Annotated in this window: 18 protein-coding genes; 11 read left to right on the top strand and 7 right to left on the bottom strand. The window is 53.4% G+C overall.

Annotated elements, in window-relative coordinates; all coding sequences use genetic code 11:
• Positions 1–27: 27 nt before the first annotated feature.
• From astE to astC, 5 genes are read right to left on the bottom strand one after another with little or no spacing between them, the layout of a single operon-like run.
• Entirely contained in the window at positions 28–996 is a 969-nt protein-coding gene (gene astE / locus D9741_RS05310) for a succinylglutamate desuccinylase (protein WP_130218865.1), read from the bottom strand.
• Complete coding sequence (astB, locus tag D9741_RS05305) at positions 989–2,332, bottom strand: N-succinylarginine dihydrolase (RefSeq protein ID WP_130218863.1); 1,344 nt, start codon at positions 2,330–2,332, stop codon at positions 989–991. The genes astE and astB overlap by 8 nt, the downstream gene beginning before the upstream one ends.
• A complete protein-coding gene (gene astD / locus D9741_RS05300) occupies positions 2,329–3,807 on the bottom strand; it encodes a succinylglutamate-semialdehyde dehydrogenase (protein WP_130218861.1) in 1,479 nt (492 codons plus the stop codon). The genes astB and astD overlap by 4 nt, the downstream gene beginning before the upstream one ends.
• Positions 3,804–4,838: an arginine N-succinyltransferase gene (gene astA / locus D9741_RS05295; protein WP_130218859.1), complete on the bottom strand. Its 1,035-nt coding sequence runs from the start codon at positions 4,836–4,838 to the stop codon at positions 3,804–3,806. The genes astD and astA overlap by 4 nt, the downstream gene beginning before the upstream one ends.
• The gene (gene astC, locus D9741_RS05290) at positions 4,835–6,055 is read right to left on the bottom strand and encodes a succinylornithine/acetylornithine transaminase (RefSeq protein WP_130218857.1); all 1,221 of its coding nucleotides are present in this window, start codon (positions 6,053–6,055) and stop codon (positions 4,835–4,837) included. The genes astA and astC overlap by 4 nt, the downstream gene beginning before the upstream one ends.
• Positions 6,056–6,500: 445 nt before the next feature.
• On the opposite strand from astC, the gene xthA reads away from it, so the two are divergent.
• From xthA to ynjE, 9 genes are all read left to right on the top strand, one after another.
• Positions 6,501–7,307: an exodeoxyribonuclease III gene (gene xthA, locus D9741_RS05280; RefSeq protein WP_130218853.1), complete on the top strand. Its 807-nt coding sequence runs from the start codon at positions 6,501–6,503 to the stop codon at positions 7,305–7,307.
• Positions 7,308–7,474: 167 nt separating this feature from the next.
• Entirely contained in the window at positions 7,475–8,185 is a 711-nt protein-coding gene (locus D9741_RS05275) for a TVP38/TMEM64 family protein (RefSeq protein WP_130218851.1), read from the top strand.
• A 4-nt stretch (positions 8,186–8,189) separates the two neighbouring features.
• Positions 8,190–8,867, top strand: a complete 678-nt coding sequence (ydjY, locus tag D9741_RS05270) for a lipoprotein YdjY (protein ID WP_130218849.1) — start codon at positions 8,190–8,192, stop codon at positions 8,865–8,867.
• Between the two features lie 14 nt (positions 8,868–8,881).
• On the top strand, positions 8,882–9,589 hold the full coding sequence (locus tag D9741_RS05265) for a TVP38/TMEM64 family protein (protein ID WP_000977139.1): 708 nt from the start codon (positions 8,882–8,884) through the stop codon (positions 9,587–9,589).
• The gene (locus D9741_RS05260; RefSeq protein ID WP_130218847.1) at positions 9,589–10,137 is read left to right on the top strand and encodes a carboxymuconolactone decarboxylase family protein; all 549 of its coding nucleotides are present in this window, start codon (positions 9,589–9,591) and stop codon (positions 10,135–10,137) included. The genes D9741_RS05265 and D9741_RS05260 overlap by 1 nt, the downstream gene beginning before the upstream one ends.
• A gap of 9 nt (positions 10,138–10,146) precedes the next feature.
• The gene (locus D9741_RS05255) at positions 10,147–11,313 is read left to right on the top strand and encodes an ABC transporter substrate-binding protein (RefSeq protein ID WP_130219016.1); all 1,167 of its coding nucleotides are present in this window, start codon (positions 10,147–10,149) and stop codon (positions 11,311–11,313) included.
• A complete protein-coding gene (locus tag D9741_RS05250) occupies positions 11,286–12,821 on the top strand; it encodes a thiamine ABC transporter permease (protein WP_130218845.1) in 1,536 nt (511 codons plus the stop codon). The genes D9741_RS05255 and D9741_RS05250 overlap by 28 nt, the downstream gene beginning before the upstream one ends.
• Positions 12,821–13,474, top strand: coding sequence for an ATP-binding cassette domain-containing protein (locus D9741_RS05245; protein WP_130218843.1), 654 nt, complete (start codon positions 12,821–12,823; stop codon positions 13,472–13,474). The genes D9741_RS05250 and D9741_RS05245 overlap by 1 nt, the downstream gene beginning before the upstream one ends.
• A 66-nt stretch (positions 13,475–13,540) precedes the next feature.
• A complete protein-coding gene (gene ynjE / locus D9741_RS05240) occupies positions 13,541–14,848 on the top strand; it encodes a thiosulfate sulfurtransferase YnjE (protein WP_130218841.1) in 1,308 nt (435 codons plus the stop codon).
• An 8-nt stretch (positions 14,849–14,856) separates the two neighbouring features.
• On the opposite strand, the gene D9741_RS05235 is transcribed toward ynjE, so the two are convergent.
• On the bottom strand, positions 14,857–15,477 hold the full coding sequence (locus tag D9741_RS05235; RefSeq protein ID WP_130218839.1) for a CDP-alcohol phosphatidyltransferase family protein: 621 nt from the start codon (positions 15,475–15,477) through the stop codon (positions 14,857–14,859).
• Between the two features lie 87 nt (positions 15,478–15,564).
• On the opposite strand from D9741_RS05235, the gene D9741_RS05230 reads away from it, so the two are divergent.
• Complete coding sequence (locus tag D9741_RS05230) at positions 15,565–15,978, top strand: pyrimidine (deoxy)nucleoside triphosphate diphosphatase (protein WP_130218837.1); 414 nt, start codon at positions 15,565–15,567, stop codon at positions 15,976–15,978.
• Here D9741_RS05230 and D9741_RS05225 read toward each other — a convergent pair.
• Entirely contained in the window at positions 15,938–16,210 is a 273-nt protein-coding gene (locus D9741_RS05225; protein WP_130218835.1) for a YnjH family protein, read from the bottom strand. The two genes, D9741_RS05230 and D9741_RS05225, sit on opposite strands and share 41 nt — an antisense overlap.
• A gap of 296 nt (positions 16,211–16,506) precedes the next feature.
• Between D9741_RS05225 and gdhA the strand changes: the two genes are divergently transcribed.
• The gene (gdhA, locus tag D9741_RS05220) at positions 16,507–17,850 is read left to right on the top strand and encodes an NADP-specific glutamate dehydrogenase (protein WP_000373044.1); all 1,344 of its coding nucleotides are present in this window, start codon (positions 16,507–16,509) and stop codon (positions 17,848–17,850) included.
• The last annotated feature ends 23 nt before the right edge of the window (positions 17,851–17,873 follow it).

Raw genomic sequence — 17,873 nt, 5'->3', positions numbered from 1 at the left:
CCGCAGAAACCTTTCTGCGGGCAAGTGCTAGGTTATTTTTTCCAGCATTAATCCCGCGCGTAATCCCAACGCCACCAGTGGATTGGGGAATAGCACATATTCAATATCATGAGTCACGGTAAAACGTTCCTCACCATCCTGCGCCAATAACGCTCCTTTCTTAAACGGCGTGAAATTCAGCGTCTCGCTCGCCATATGCAACTCGAAGGCAGCAGTGTGACGGGTAATCTGCGAAACCACCCGGTAACGCTGGGGCAGTTTTCTCTCTATACCGACACTTGCCCCTGCTAACAGCGTAGCAATTGCATTGGTGGTTGGCGCAAACTGACGAAGATCGTTTTGCCCAAACGGCAGTGCTTTGCCTAGCTCCAGCGTACACGCCAGTGCGCCAAAATGTTGGCAGCTGAAATGGGTAAACGTGCCGCCGGGCGCCTGATGAAATACCAACGCCTCTAGCCCTGCCGCGCCCAGCCATGTCAGAAAACTTTCGTCCCAGGGAAGTTCTCGTTGCGGTAAAACGCCAAACCGCTGGTGGTACGAACCGCGGATGGCAGTATGCAGATCAAGATGCCAGCGCACAGACTCATTCCCCCGCTGATAAAAATCTTCCAGGCACTGTTCCAGCTCGCGGGCGCGGCAGGTTTCGCCGCTTTCGGCAAATAGCTGCCAGCGTCCGCCAAACATCCGGTTCATATCGCTATGGCAATAGCGCTTTCCTTGCTTGAGCGCAGGGGGATTTCCGAGGATTGCCAACAAGCGCCAGCGCAACTTAATTTCACCGTGATAAATTGCGCCAAGTAAGGCGTCCAGCATTTCTACAGGCGCCGTTTCATTACCGTGGATCCCCGCCGAAATTACCAACGCGCCTTGCGGTGGGGTTAATGGCGTCAGTTCCAGCACGCCATCCCCCAGCCAGCGCCAGCGAATGCCGTTGATTTCTCTCTCGGTGATGACAGGTTTTTTACCCTCTAATGTCAGAGTGAGAAAATTATCCATTCTCCCCTCCCTCGCGCTGGAACGGATAAACCGAACCGAGATTCAGTAATTGAGTCAACGCATCCAGCGCTTCCCGCCCTTCACGCAGCAATTGCGGGTCGGCCAGTTCGGCAGCAGTAAGACGATCGCGGTAGTAACGATCCACCCAGTCATTGAGCGCATTAAACAACGTATCGTTCATCATCACCGCCGGATTCACCGCCTGACGTTCTTCATCCGTCAACACCACGCGCAACCGCAGGCACGCAGGGCCTCCGCCGTTCGCCATACTTTCGCGCAAATCAAAAACTTTTAGTGAGCTTATCGGGTTGTCAGCAGTAAGGAGTTCATTGAGATAACGCCATACTCCTGCATGTTCCCGACACTCCTGTGGCAGCACCAGCATCATCGAACCATCATCGCGACTCAGCAGTTGGCTGTTAAACAGATACGTAGACACCGCATCAGACACAGAAACCTGCGACGCCGGAACTTCTATCGCCATAAAACCCTTGACCCGCGCACGCAGGTTTGCCAGTAATTGCGCCTGGCGAGCAAATGCCTGCTGATGGCAAAACAGTACCTGGCGGTTGCTCACGGCAATCACATCATTATGAAAGACGCCCTGGTCGATAACGTCCGGGTTTTGCTGGGCGAAAATCACCTGTTGGGGATTCACCTGATTCAGCCTGGCTACCGCCTCGCTGGCTTCGCGGGTCTGCCGCGCCGGATAGCGGGAAGGCCGCGTACCGTTACCCTCTTCTCGCCCGTAAACAAAAATCTGCACACCGGGTTCGCCGTAATGACCGCCGAGGCGATTGTGGTTTGCCGCCCCTTCATCACCGAGTAATGCCACCTGCGGCAACGCCGAATGGAGGGTGAATTTCTCTTTATCGTTAAAAATGGCGTTTAACAGCGATTCGGTGACGGGGGCTTCCAGCGAACGGTGAAATTTATTGTTCAGGTTAGCGACCGTGAAATGCACTTTGCCATCCAGCGTATCAGCGGATGGCGCGACCGTGGCCGCATTAGCTACCCACATTGGCGATGCTGAACTGACGCTGGAAAGCCAGTGTGGTGCCTGGCGGGCAACCTTTTCCAGTATCTGCTCATCGCTGCCGCTGAATCCCAACTGACGCAGCACCGGAATAAACGGACGCTCGTGCGGCGGGATCACCGCCTGGGGAAATCCTGCATCGGCAAGGGCTTTCATTTTCAGTAAGCCCTGCTTCGCCGCCAGTCGTGGATTCGATACCTGAAAACGGTGACTGGTGGAGGCTTCATTACCAAACGACAGGCCAGCGTAATGGTGCGTCAGCCCCACCAATCCATCGAAATTGACTTCCCAGGCATTCATCGCGCCACCTCATCGGAAAAATCCAGCCCGGGGTTAAGCGTTGCGGGCAACGTTAACGAGTCCGACTCCAGGCTCGCCATCGGCCAGGCACAATAATCTGCGGCATACCAGGCGCTGGGGCGATGGTTGCCGGAAGCGCCAATGCCGCCGAATGGTGCGGTACTGGCGGCTCCGGTAAGCGGTTTGTTCCAGTTAACAATCCCTGCCCGCGCTTCCAGTAACAGTTGCTCGAACTTTTCCCGTTTTGGGGAAACCAGCCCACAAGAGAGGCCAAAGCGGGTGTTATTCGCCATCTTTATCGCCCCATCAAAAGTGTCATAACGCCAAACGCGAAGTAGCGGCCCAAACACTTCTTCATCCTGCACGCCTGAAACGCCCGTCATTTCAACGATCCCTGGCGTCAGCAGCGATGTTCCCGCTTGTAGCAAACGTGGCGCAAGCAGCGTTTGCCCGCCCAATGCTTCCAGTTCCTGCCAGGCAGTAACCACCTGCTGTGCGGCCTGTTCAGAAATCAGCCCGCCAATAAACGGCTGCGGTTCGTCATCCCATTTCCCCGGCGTTAACCGCTGGCTGACGGCAACAAGGCGAGCAAGAAACGCATCGCCCTGCGCCCCGCTTTTCACCAATAAACGGCGGGCGCAGGTGCAGCGTTGCCCGGCAGTGACAAATGCCGACTGGATAGTCAGATGGACAGCGGCGTCGATATCCACCACGTCATCAATAATCAGCGGGTTATTGCCGCCCATTTCGAGGGCGAGAATTTTTTCCGGCTGACCGGAAAGCTGGCGATGTAACTGGTAGCCGGTATTGGCGCTGCCGGTAAACAGCAAGCCGTCGAGATCCTCCAGCGCACTGAGTGCCTGACCGGTTTCGCGCCCACCCTGCACCAGGTTCAGCACGCCCGACGGCAAGCCTGCCTGCTGCCATAAACGCATGACTGCCTCGCCGCTCCAGGGGGTTAGTTCGCTGGGTTTAAAGATTATCGTGTTACCTGCCAGCAGCGCCGGAACGATATGCCCGTTAGGCAGATGTCCGGGGAAATTGTACGGTCCAAACACTGCCAGCACGCCGTGTGGACGATGGCGCAAGCTCGCTGCTCCATCGGGCATTTCACTGCGCAGCTCTCCCGTACGAGCGTGATACGCCTTGATTGATATCGCGATCTTATTGATCATCGCCGTCACTTCGGTTGCCGCTTCCCAACGCGGTTTGCCGGTTTCTCTGGCAATAATCGCGGTTAATTCGGCTTTGTTGCTTTCCAGCAGTGCGGCAAATCGTTCAACTCTTACCTGACGATCGCCAAAGGAGAGCCGCGCCCAACGCGGAAACGCTGCACGAGCAGCCCGACAAGCCTGCTCAACCTGAGCAGCATCGGCATCATTGCCCTGCCATAACACCTCGCCCGATACCGGATTACGCTTCACGCGCTGTGCGCCCTGGCCCGTCACCCAGTCACCGTTGATCCATAAAGTCATGCTGTTTTCTCCTCTGCGCACAGGCGCACCAGACGAACGCGATCCCCGGCGTGGCATTTGAGGGCATCCAGTTGTGCGGCGGTTAAAATCAAACGTTCGGTCGCCGGATCGGCTCGCACCAGCAACACGCGGAAATGGTGATAATTTTCATTGGCGACCAGGCAAGCCGGAAAATCGCCCTGTGCAGGTTGTCCTTCCGCTACTTCCACCAGCCGACTTTTGCGGATAGCGCGAACGCGGTCAATGTCACACTCCAGCGTCGGCCCGCCGTCGAAAATGTCGATATAGTTGCGGTAGCGAAAGCCCTCTTTTTCCAGCACCGCCCGCGCGGGCGCGGTTTGCGAATGTACCTGACCGATGACGTCCTGTGCTTCCTGGGATAAAAAGTCCGTATAGATCGGATGTTTCGGCATCAGTTCTGCAATAAATGCCTTTTGCCCGGTGCCGCAGAGAAAATCGGCGCGGCTAAAATCCATCGAAAAGAAACGTTTACCGAGGCTTTGCCAGAACGGTGAATAGCCGTGTTCGTCAATCACCCCGCGCATTTCAGCAACCACTTTGTCATTAAACTTGTCGCGAAAAGCCGCCATAAACATAAAGCGCGATTTCGACAGCAAATAGCCGTTGCCCTCTTTGCGCCAGTCCGGGTCGAGAAACAGCGTACACAGCTCGCTGCTGCCGGTGTGATCGTTACTGAGAAACAGCGTCGGCAACGCGTTATAGACATTCAGCTCTTTCGAAGCGTGAACCAGCGTGCCGACGCGATAGTTGTACCAGGGATCGTTCAGCCCAACCGCTACCTCTATGGCGCAAATCCCCGCCACAGTGCCTGTCTCGCTCTCTTCCAGCACAAACACATAGCCCTGCTCGCTTTTGGGCAGTTCGCCCTGCCAGGTTTTGATTGCCCTTTCGATACGCGCCGAAAGCGTGGCTTCATTGGCGGGAAGCGACGTCAGGCCGCCGCCCGTTTTGCTGGCAAGCTGCATCAGCGCCGAGACATCTGATCGCTCAACGGGACGGATGACCATCATGATGAACCTCGGCTAACAAAGTGTTCGCAGGCCGCAGCAAAACGATCTAGGCCGGTCGTCACCTCTTCTTCGCTGACATTGAGCGCAGGCGCAAAACGCACCACGTTGCCACCCGCAATCAGTACCATCACGCCCGCTTTCGCCGCTTCCTGAGAAATTTGTTTCGCTTGCCCGGCGTAATCCGCATTCAGCACACAGCCAATCAGCAGACCTAAGCCGCGAATTTCACTGAACAAACCGCAGCGGTGATTAATGGTATTAAGACGTTCAACAAACCAGTCGTGACGCTGCTTAACACCGTTAAGCATTTCTGGCGTGTTGATAAGTTCGAGCACTTTACCCGCCACCGCCGAGGCCAGCGGATTACCGCCATAGGTGGTGCCATGAGTGCCAACGGTCATCACCCGGCCGCATTCTTCGGTTGCCAAAAGAGCGCCAACGGGGAAACCGCCGCCCAGCGCTTTGGCGGTAGTTAACAGATCTGGCGTCACGCCGTAGTGCATATAGGCATACAGTTCCCCGGTGCGCCCGACGCCGGTTTGTACTTCATCAAAAATCAGCAAAGCATTGTGGCGGTCACACAATTCACGCAGACCTTGTAAAAACGCGTTGCTGGCTGGTACCACACCGCCTTCCCCCTGGATGGGCTCGACAATCACCGCACAGGTGGAGTCATCAATCAGCGCGCTGGCAGAGTTAATATCGTTATACGCGGCATGACGGATATCCGGCGGCAGTGGCGCAAAATCCTGTGAATAGGCTGGCTGCCCACCTGCGCTGACGGTAAACAGCGTGCGCCCGTGAAACGCATTTTTGAACGCCACGATACCGCTCTTATGGCTGCCGTAGCGGTCGTGAGCGAATTTACGCGCCAGTTTTAGCGCCGCTTCGTTGGCTTCCGCACCGGAGTTACAAAAGAAAATGCGATCGGCAAACGTTGCGTCGATCAATTTTTTCGCCAGTCGCAGTACCGGCTCGTTGGTGTAACCGTTGCCGGTATGCCAGAACTTACTCGCCTGTTCGTTCAGCGCCTCGCGCAGTTCGGGATGCGCATGACCCAATGCGTTTACCGCAATGCCACCCGCGAAGTCGATATACTCTTTCCCCTGCTGATCCCACAAGCGTGAACCTTCGCCACGTACCGGTATAAACGGTGCCGGAGCGTAAACAGGTATCATCCATTCATCAAAGTTTTCACGCGTAATTGGCTGAGACATAGCGACCCCTACAGTAAATAATTCGTTATTTATATGTTAATAATAAGTAATGTTTGCGCTGTAAATGTAGATTGCAGGGTTCATGCCAGCCAGGGGGAAAAGTGCATAAATGACGGTCACTAACTGGAAATCAATGTGTTACAACCGAACGATATGCACCTTAAGTGCATATAAAGTGAATATGTTTGCCATGTGGATGAATAAATAGAATAAAAAACGCAATGTTATGCAGAAGTAAAATATAATTCTGGAATTGTGATCTTTGACGAAATTTACTGGAAATTACTGCGCCATTCTGACGCAGCGCGCACCAAAAGCGGGCATTTTTTGCGCCATCGTTGACATCATTAACAACCATCGATCAAATCACTTAACAACAGGCAGTAAGTCAGACGAATTTCTGCTAACATCCACGCACTCATTATCAGAATAAATGGCAGCGACTATGAAATTTGTCTCTTTTAATATCAACGGCCTGCGCGCCAGACCACACCAGCTTGAAGCTATCGTCGACAAGCACCAGCCTGATGTGATTGGCCTGCAGGAGACAAAAGTTCATGATGATATGTTTCCGCTCGAAGATGTGGCAAAGCTCGGCTACAACGTGTTTTATCACGGGCAGAAAGGCCATTACGGCGTGGCGCTGTTGACCAAAGAGACGCCGATTGCCGTGCGTCGTGGCTTCCCAGGCGACGGCGAAGAGGCACAACGGCGGATTATTATGGCGGAAATCCCCTCACCGCTGGGCAATGTCACCGTGATCAACGGCTACTTCCCGCAGGGCGAAAGCCGCGACCACCCCATTAAATTCCCGGCTAAAGCACAGTTTTACCAGAACCTGCAAAACTACCTGGAAACCGAACTCAAACGTGATAATCCGGTGCTGATTATGGGCGATATGAATATCAGCCCCACCGACCTGGATATCGGCATTGGCGAAGAGAACCGCAAACGCTGGCTGCGTACTGGTAAATGTTCTTTCCTGCCGGAAGAACGCGAATGGATGGACAGGCTGATAAGTTGGGGGCTGGTCGATACCTTCCGCCATGCGAATCCGCAAACAGCAGATCGTTTCTCATGGTTTGATTACCGCTCAAAAGGTTTTGACGATAACCGGGGTCTGCGTATCGACCTGCTGCTTGCCAGCCAGCCACTGGCCGAATGCTGCGTAGAAACCGGTATTGACTATGAAATCCGCAGTATGGAAAAACCGTCAGATCACGCACCTGTCTGGGCCACCTTCCGCCGCTAATTTCTCCGTTCTCCTGGCTCGCACGGGGTCAGGAGAATTAACCTTGAGAAAAATCAACAAACTGTCAGTAATGATTTGTTGCCCGCCGTCCTTTGTTATACCGTCACTGCGTTTTTTAGTTGTCTGACCACTTCTCTATTATCAAGTTTGATATAGGAAACTCCACGATGAACGCTGAGCGTAAATTTCTTTTTGCCTGTCTGTTTTTTGCGCTGGTCATTTACGCTATCCACGCTTTCGGTTTATTCGATCTGCTCACCGATTTACCCCACTTACAGATACTCATTCGCCAGAGCGGATTGTTCGGTTATAGCCTCTATATTCTGTTATTCATCATCGCCACCCTCTTTCTGCTACCGGGCAGCGTACTGGTGATCGCCGGTGGAATAGTTTTTGGTCCGCTAACTGGAACGCTACTTTCGTTAATTGCCGCCACGCTGGCCTCGTCGTGCTCATTCCTGTTGGCGCGCTTTCTGGGGCGTGATTTACTGTTGAAATACGTCGGTCATTGCCACACTTTTCAGGCTATTGAAAAAGGCATTACGCGTAACGGTATCGATTTTCTTATTCTGACCCGCTTAATCCCGCTATTTCCATACAATATTCAAAATTACGCTTACGGATTAACCGCCATCGCCTTCTGGCCTTATACCCTTATTTCGGCATTAACCACTCTGCCTGGAATAGTGATTTATACCGTGATGGCCAGCGATCTTGCCAGTGAAGGCATTACGCTGCGCTTTATTTTACAACTCTGTCTGGCGGGCCTGGCGCTATTTATTCTCGTCCAGCTCGCCAAACTCTACGCTCGTCACAAACACGTGGATCTGTCTGCTTCGCGCCACAGCCCACTTACTCACCCTAAAAATGAAGGATAGAACGATGTTGCAACATTATTCAGTGTCATGGAAAAAAGGACTGGCTGCACTGTGTTTACTGGCCGTTGCGGGGCTTAGTGGCTGCGATCAAAAAGAGAATACGGCGGCAAAAGTGGAATACGACGGGCTTTCGGACAGCCAGCCGCTGCGTGTCGATGCAAATAACCATACGGTAACCATGCTGGTGCAAATTAATGGGCGTTTCCTCACCGACGATACCCGCCACGGTATTGTGTTTAAAGATGGCTCCAACGGACATAAATCGCTGTTTATGGGTTATGCCACGCCGAAAGCATTTTATGAAGCCCTGAAAGAGGCCGGAGGTACGCCGGGCGAAAACATGACGATGGATAATAAAGAAACGACTCATGTCACAGGCAGCAAACTGGATATTTCAGTTAACTGGCAAGGAGCGGCAAAAGCGTATTCCTTTGATGAAGTGATTGTTGACAGTAATGGCAAGAAACTGGATATGCGCTTTGGCGGTAATTTAACGGCAGCTGAAGAGAAAAAAACGGGCTGCCTGGTATGTCTGGATAGTTGCCCGGTCGGTATCGTCAGCAATGCGACATACACTTATGGTGCGGTGGAAAAACGCAGCGAAGTGAAATTCAAAGGCAATGCCTCGGTTCTCCCGGCAGATAACACGCTGGCAACGGTTACCTTTAAAATCGCCGAATAAAACCAGGATAAAGGATGATGAAAATGCAATCGCGTAAAATCTGGTACTACCGCATAACCCTCATCATCCTGTTGTTCGCTATGCTGCTGGCATGGGCGCTGCTTCCCGGCGTCCATGAGTTTATCAATCGCAGCGTTGCGGCGTTTGCCGCCGTGGACCAACAGGGTATAGAACGCTTTATTCAGTCTTACGGCGCACTGGCGGCAGTTGTTTCGTTCTTGTTGATGATTCTACAGGCCATTGCTGCACCGCTACCTGCGTTTTTGATCACCTTTGCCAATGCGTCGCTGTTTGGCGCGCTCTGGGGCGGCTTGCTGTCGTGGACCAGTTCGATGGCCGGCGCGGCGCTGTGCTTTTTTATCGCCAGAGTGATGGGTCGCGAAGTGGTGGAAAAATTAACCGGTAAAACCGTGCTTGACAGTATGGACGGCTTTTTCACTCGCTACGGCAAACACACCATTCTGGTCTGTCGGTTATTGCCTTTTGTCCCTTTCGATCCAATCAGCTATGCTGCCGGTTTGACTTCAATACGTTTTCGCTCGTTTTTTATCGCCACCGGGCTTGGTCAGTTACCGGCGACTATTGTTTATTCCTGGGCGGGCAGCATGTTAACAGGCGGTACTTTCTGGTTTGTCACCGGACTGTTTATTTTGTTTGCCCTGACCGTGGTGATTTTTATGGCGAAGAAAATATGGCTTGAGCGCCAGAAGAGGAATGCCTGATGGGTTTACCGCCGCTTAGCAAAATTCCTTTAATTTTACGTCCACAGGCGTGGCTGCACCGTCGCCATTACGGCGAGGTGCTAAGCCCCATTCGCTGGTGGGGGCGGATCCCGTTTATCTTTTATCTGGTGTCGATGTTTGTTGGCTGGCTGGAGCGCAAACGCTCACCGCTCGATCCAGTGGTACGATCGCTTGTCAGCGCGCGTATCGCGCAAATGTGTCTGTGTGAGTTTTGCGTGGATATCACCAGTATGAAAGTCGCCGAGCGTACCGGCAGCACCGATAAATTGCTGGCGGTAGCTAACTGGCGACAAAGCCCGCTCTTCAGCGACGAAGAGCGGCTGGCGCTGGAGTACGCCGAAGCCGCAAGCGTAACGCCGCCAACGGTCGATGATGCCCTGCGCACCCGACTGACTACGCATTTTGACGCCCAGGCGCTCACCGAGCTGACGGCATTGATCGGCTTGCAAAATCTGTCAGCCCGTTTTAATTCTGCCATGGACATTCCCGCTCAGGGGCTGTGCCGTATTCCTGACAAACGTTCTTAAGGAGAGATGATGCGCCATTGTGTATGGTTGCTGGGATTGTTATCGCTGTTTTCTTTGGCAACACATGCCAGTGACTGGCAGGAAATTAAAAATGAGGCCAAAGGGCAAACCGTCTGGTTTAACGCCTGGGGCGGCGATACCGCAATTAACCGTTATCTCGACTGGGTTAGCGGCGAGTTGAAAACCCATTACGCCATCAACCTGAAAATCGTCCGTCTGGCGGATGCCGCAGACGCGGTGAAGCGCATTCAGACCGAAGCTGCTGCCGGACGCAAAACGGGCGGCTCGGTGGATCTGCTCTGGGTGAACGGCGAAAACTTTCGTACCTTAAAAGAGGCTAATTTACTGCAAACTGACTGGGCGGAGACTCTGCCCAACTGGCGCTATGTCGACACACAGCAGCCGGTGCGGGAAGATTTTTCAGTGCCGACACAAGGTGCGGAATCGCCCTGGGGCGGCGCACAGCTGACATTTATCGCCCGACGCGATCAGACACCACAGCCACCGAAAACGCCGCAAGCCTTACTGGAATTTGCCAAAGCCACCCCTGGTACGGTTACCTATCCGCGCCCACCGGACTTTACCGGCACCGCGTTTCTTGAACAGCTGCTGATTATGCTGACGCCCGATCCCGCTGCATTAAAAAAAGCGCCGGACGATGCCACTTTCGCCCGCGTCACTGCGCCATTGTGGCAATATCTTGATGCACTGCATCCGTATTTGTGGCGCGAAGGAAAGGATTTCCCGCCTTCGCCCGCGCGGATGGATGCTCTGCTGAAAGCCGGCACATTGCGCCTGTCGCTGACCTTTAACCCCGCACATGCGCAGCAAAAAATATCCAGCGGCGATTTACCCACCAGCAGTTACAGCTTTGGCTTTAGCGAGGGAATGATTGGCAACGTGCATTTCGTCACCATTCCTGCCAACGCGAATGCCAGTGCTGCGGCGAAGGTAGTTGCCAATTTCCTGCTCTCACCCGATGCGCAACTGCGTAAAGCAGATCCCGCTGTCTGGGGCGATCCTTCTGTTCTCGATCCGCAAAAACTGCCTGACGGGCAGCGCGAAACATTGCAATCGAGAATGCCGCAGGATCTGCCGCCGGTACTGGCTGAACCGCACGCAGGTTGGGTAAATGCGCTGGAACAAGAATGGCTACGCCGTTACGGTACGCATTAATTTCTTTGCTGTGGGTGGTGATGGCGGTGATTTACGCACCGCTGGTACCGTCGGCTTTCACGCTGATAACACCTGCCATGTCGCTGACGCACTGGCAGGCGTTATTTGCCGATCCACAGTTACCGCAGGCATTACTGGCGACGCTGGTGTCGACAACCATCGCGGCGGTCGGCGCTTTGTTTATTGCCCTGCTGGTGATAGTAGCGCTATGGCCTGGGCCGAAATGGCAGCATCTGTGCGCCCGTCTGCCGTGGCTACTCGCCATCCCCCACGTGGCTTTTGCCACCAGCGCCCTGCTGCTCTTTGCTGACGGAGGGCTGCTTTATGACTATTTCCCGTATTTCACTCCGCCAATGGACAAATTGGGTATTGGGCTGGGCTTCACTCTGGCGGTGAAAGAAAGCGCATTTCTGCTGTGGATCTTATTGGCAGCACTGAGTGAAAAACGCCTGGTACAGCAAGTTATTGTACTGGATTCGCTGGGCTACAGCCGCTGGCAATGCCTGAACTGGTTGTTGTTGCCCTCCGTCGCGCCTGCGCTGGCAATGGCGATGCTGGCGATTGTGGCATGGTCATTGTCGGTCGTGGATGTGGCAATTATTCTCGGGCCGGGTAATCCACCGACGCTGGCGGTAATTAGCTGGCAGTGGTTAACCCAGGGCGACATTGACCAACAAACAAAAGGCGCGCTTGCCAGCCTGCTGTTGATGCTGTTACTCGCCGCCTACGTTTTGCTTGGTTATCTGTTATGGCGCGCCTGGCGATGCACGATCCCCCGGGAAAATGGCATTCGCATGCCAGCCACGCCTTTATTGCCAGGGAAGATGCTGGCGAAGTTGTTACCCTTAACTGGCGTGCTCTGTGTGGTTCTGCTGGCGATCCTCGCGGATCAGTCGACGATCAATCACGAGGTGCTGCTCAACAGCCTGACAATGGGGCTGGTGGCGACATTCATCGCTTTGGTTCTGTTGCTGCTGTGGCTGGAATGGGGGCCACAGCGTCGCCAATTGTGGCTATGGTTGCCCATATTATTACCCGCCTTGCCACTGGTGGCGGGCCAGTACACGCTGGCGCTATGGCTGAACCTGGATGGAAGCTGGACGGCGGTGGTGTGGGGGCATCTGCTGTGGGTGATGCCGTGGATGCTGTTCATCCTGCAACCGGCCTGGCGGCGCATCGATTCACGATTAATATTGATTGCGCAAACGCTGGGTTGGTCACGGGCCAAAATCTTCTTTTACGTGAAATGTCCGCTAATGCTGCGCCCTGCGCTGATTGCCTTCGCTGTCGGATTTTCAGTCAGTATTGCGCAATATATGCCAACGCTGTGGCTGGGAGCCGGACGTTTCTCGACGCTCACCACTGAAGCGGTAGCGTTAAGTAGCGGCGGTAATAACAGCATCCTCGCCGCCCAGGCCCTATGGCAACTGCTATTGCCACTTATTATTTTTGCCCTGACCGCGTTAGTCGCAAAATGGGTAGGTTTTATCAGACAAGGACTCCGCTAATGCTCTGCGTGAAAGATGTTTCGCTGCGTTTGCCTGAAACCTGTTTACTGGAAGACGTTAACTTTACAGTCAATAAAGGTGACATTGTCACGTTAATGGGCCCCTCAGGCTGTGGTAAGTCTTCTCTGTTTTCATGGATGATTGGTGCGCTTTCCGGGCAATTTTCTTGTACAGGTGAGCTATGGCTCAATGATCAACGTATCGATACCCTGCCCACCGCCCGGCGTCAGATTGGTATTCTTTTCCAGGATGCGCTGTTATTTGACCAGTTCAGCGTCGGACAGAATTTGCTTCTGGCGCTACCGTCGACGCTCAAGGGGACGGCCAGGCGCAATGCCGTGAAAGACGCGCTTGAGCGAGCGGGACTGGCTGAAACTTATCACCAGGACCCTGCGACATTATCAGGCGGTCAGCGAGCGCGGGTGGCCCTGCTGCGCGCCCTTCTCGCACAGCCAAAGGCATTATTGCTTGATGAACCGTTCAGCCGTCTTGACGTAGCTCTGCGCGATAATTTTCGTCAGTGGGTATTCAATGAAGTTCGCAAACTGGCGATCCCCGTCGTTCAGGTAACCCACGATCTTCAGGATGTTCCTGCCGATAGTCCCGTTCTGGATATGGCGCAGTGGTCAGAAAATTACAACAAACTGCGATAACGCAAAGTTTTTCCCGATATGTCAGTTCAGAATGGCGCACTCAAAACTACAATGTCGGGATTTTCGATGAAACGTGTTTCTCAAATGACCGCGCTGGCAATGGCTTTAGGGCTGGCTTGCGCTTCTTCGTGGGCCGCTGAACTGGCGAAGCCTCTTACACTTGACCAGCTTCAACAACAAAATGGCAAAGCGATAGATACTCGCCCCAGTGCGTTTTATAACGGCTGGCCACAAACCTTAAATGGCCCTTCCGGTCATGAACCTGCCGCCTTAAACCTTTCTGCTAGCTGGCTCGACAAAATGAGCGCCGAACAGTTCAACGAGTGGATCAAGCAACATAACCTGAAAACGGATGCGCCAGTGGCGCTGTACGGTAATGACAAAGATGTCGATGCCGTCAAAACGCGACTACAAAAAGCAGGCTTTACACATATCTCTATCTTGAGTGATGCACTGAGCGAACCTTCCCGACTGCAAAAACTGCCTCACTTTGAGCAGCTGGTTTATCCGCAATGGCTGCATGACCTGCAACAAGGTAAAGAAGTTACGGCGAAACCTGCGGGTGACTGGAAAGTCATTGAAGCGGCCTGGGGCGCTCCTAAGCTTTACCTTATCAGCCATATTCCCGGCGCTGACTACATCGATACCAACGAAGTGGAAAGCGAACCACTGTGGAATAAAGTCTCTGACGAACAGCTTAAAGCAATGCTGGCGAAGCACGGCATTCGTCATGACACCACGGTCATTCTCTACGGACGTGATGTTTACGCCGCAGCGCGCGTGGCGCAGATTATGCTCTACGCTGGCGTGAAAGATGTCCGCCTTCTGGATGGCGGCTGGCAAACCTGGTCCGACGCAGGTCTGCCCGTTGAGCGCGGTACGCCACCGAAAGTGAAACCGGAACCGGATTTCGGCGTGAAGATCCCAGCGCAACCGCAACTGATGCTTGATATGGAGCAGGCTCGCGGGCTGCTGCATCGCCAGGATGCATCGCTGGTGAGCATTCGTTCGTGGCCAGAATTTATCGGTACGACCAGCGGTTACAGCTACATTAAACCAAAAGGTGAAATAGCCGGGGCACGTTGGGGACACGCAGGCAGCGACTCGACCCATATGGAAGATTTCCATAACCCGGATGGCACCATGCGCAGCGCCGATGATATTGCCGCTATGTGGAAAGCGTGGAATATCAAACCAGATCAGCAAGTTTCATTCTACTGCGGCACCGGCTGGCGCGCGTCTGAAACCTTTATGTACGCACGCGCCATGGGCTGGAATAACGTCTCCGTTTATGACGGTGGCTGGTACGAATGGAGCAGCGATCCGAAAAACCCGGTAGCAACCGGTGAACGCGGCCCGGACAGTAGCCAATAACATGGCAATTACTGACGCTGAAGCGACTTCAGCGTCAGATACCCACTCCAAATCCGCGTTAATGTCGTCATCCAACAAAGCGCGCCAAAAATCCAGGCAAACCACGGGAAATATTCCGGAAAGAGACAACTTAAAACAAACAGCAAAATCGTCTCGCTGCCTTCTGTTAACCCGCCCAGATAGTAAAACGATTTGTGCGCATAACCGGGATTATCAATCTGATGTTTCGCCGCCAACGCAGCAAATGCGAGAAAACTGCTGCCCGTGCCGATAAACGCAAACAGCAGCCAGCCGCCCGCCAGCGCATTTTGTTCCGGTGCGGCGAGAATAAACCCGAACGGTACCAGCGCGTAAAAAAGAAAATCCAGCGAAATATCGAGAAAGCCCCCCGCGTCGGTTAACCCTCTGCGCCGCGCCAGCGCACCGTCCAGACCATCAAGCAACCTGTTCAGTAAAATGGCAATCAGCGCCGCCAAATACCAGCCCAGTGCCAGAAACGGCAGCGCCAGCACGCCGATGGCAAACCCCACTAACGTTAAACCATCAGGTGTAATGCCCGGTTTATCCAGAACTCGCACGCACTGATGCAACAAAGGCTTAATTCGGGGATGAAGATGGCGGTCTAACACGGGTACTCCTTAAGAAATAAAACCCTTCAGCTCGGGCAACACTGCGGATATTATGGCATTTTTCCTGTATTCGACCGTGTGTAATTTATGGAAATGATTGATGTTGTTGCCGCCATTATCGAACGGGATGGCAAAATTTTAATCGCGCAACGCCCTGCGCATAGCGATCAAGCGGGATTATGGGAATTTGCTGGCGGTAAAGTCGAACCAGGAGAAAGCCAGCAACAGGCGCTGATACGCGAGCTGCGTGAAGAGCTCGGTATCGATGCTATCATCGGGAAATATGTAGCCAGCCACCAGCGGGAAGTTTCAGGGCGGATTATCCATCTTCATGCCTGGCACGTACCCGACTTCCAAGGGACGTTACAGGCACATGAACATCAGGCGTTGGTCTGGTGTGCACCAGAGGAGACAACGCAATATCCGCTGGCCCCTGCTGACATTCCGCTTTTACAGGCGTTTATGGCTTTACGCGCCGCCAGACCAACGGATTGGTGCTAATGGTTTTATCATCCCGCTGGCATTGCAACAGTATTCCCTCTGCTTTAATTACGGCCCCTTCAGAATAGTTTTGATCCTGATAAACGCAGCACTGGCTACAGGGCTGCGCCGACTGTCCGCCAGAATTAAACACTTCCGGCGGCACATTCACTTCCACATCCGGACGATAATGCTGATTAGCCAGCGCAAAAAACGGGAATACCAACGCTACGGCGAACAATGCTCGACTCACTGGAAACTCCTTATATTTCGTTGTCTCTGCTACTGATAACGGTAACCTGGCGGGAAAACTTTAGCGTCTGGTTGCCGGACGCGGCGTGAATGCCTTATCCACCAAATGTCCCCATTTTGGTAGACCGAAGAAGATGTATCCGACATTAGGCGGCGTTTATAAATTCCTCACATTATTAATTTGCTTTCCGGTGTCATTTTTTACTTGCTTACCGTCACATTCTTGATGGTATAGTCGAAAACTGCAAAACAAACAACATACGCACAATCGTCTTAATATATAAGGGTTTTATATCTATGGATCAGACATATTCTCTGGAGTCATTCCTCAACCATGTACAAAAGCGCGACCCGAATCAAACCGAGTTCGCGCAAGCCGTTCGTGAAGTAATGACCACACTCTGGCCTTTTCTTGAACAAAATCCCAAATATCGCCAGATGTCATTACTGGAGCGTCTGGTTGAACCGGAGCGCGTGATCCAGTTTCGCGTGGTATGGGTTGACGATCGCAACCAGGTGCAGGTCAACCGAGCATGGCGCGTGCAGTTCAGCTCCGCCATCGGCCCGTACAAAGGCGGTATGCGATTCCATCCGTCAGTTAACCTCTCCATTCTCAAATTCCTCGGCTTCGAGCAAACCTTCAAAAATGCCCTGACTACCCTGCCGATGGGCGGTGGTAAAGGCGGCAGCGATTTCGACCCGAAAGGGAAAAGCGAAGGCGAAGTGATGCGTTTCTGCCAGGCACTGATGACTGAACTGTATCGCCACCTGGGCGCGGATACCGACGTTCCGGCAGGTGATATCGGCGTTGGTGGTCGTGAAGTCGGCTTTATGGCGGGGATGATGAAAAAGCTCTCCAACAATACCGCCTGCGTCTTCACCGGTAAGGGTCTTTCTTTTGGCGGCAGTCTTATTCGCCCGGAAGCTACCGGCTACGGCCTGGTCTATTTCACAGAAGCGATGCTTAAACGCCACGGTATGGGTTTTGAAGGGATGCGCGTTTCCGTTTCTGGCTCCGGCAACGTCGCCCAGTACGCTATCGAAAAAGCGATGGAATTTGGTGCTCGTGTGATCACTGCGTCAGACTCCAGCGGCACTGTAGTTGATGAAAGCGGATTCACGAAAGAGAAACTGGCACGTCTGATCGAAATCAAAGCCAGCCGCGATGGTCGAGTGGCAGATTACGCCAAAGAATTTGGCCTGGTCTATCTCGAAGGCCAACAGCCGTGGTCCGTACCAGTTGATATCGCCCTGCCTTGCGCCACCCAGAACGAACTGGATGTTGACGCCGCGCATCAGCTTATCGCCAATGGCGTTAAAGCCGTCGCCGAAGGGGCAAATATGCCAACCACCATCGAAGCGACTGAACTGTTCCAGCAGGCAGGCGTACTGTTTGCTCCGGGTAAAGCGGCTAATGCTGGCGGTGTAGCAACATCGGGCCTGGAAATGGCGCAAAACGCTGCGCGTCTGGGCTGGAAAGCCGAGAAAGTTGACGCACGTTTGCATCACATCATGCTGGATATCCACCATGCCTGTGTTGAACATGGTGGTGAAGGTGAGCAAACCAACTACGTGCAGGGCGCGAACATTGCGGGCTTTGTGAAGGTTGCGGATGCGATGTTAAGCCAGGGCGTGATTTAATCGTTATTACAATCGTCTGGTTT

The organism is Escherichia sp. E14V7 (genome assembly GCF_004212225.1).
Taxonomy (GTDB): domain Bacteria; phylum Pseudomonadota; class Gammaproteobacteria; order Enterobacterales; family Enterobacteriaceae; genus Escherichia.
Note: the sequence above shows the minus strand (reverse complement) of the source record. Positions and strands in the feature narration are given on the sequence as shown.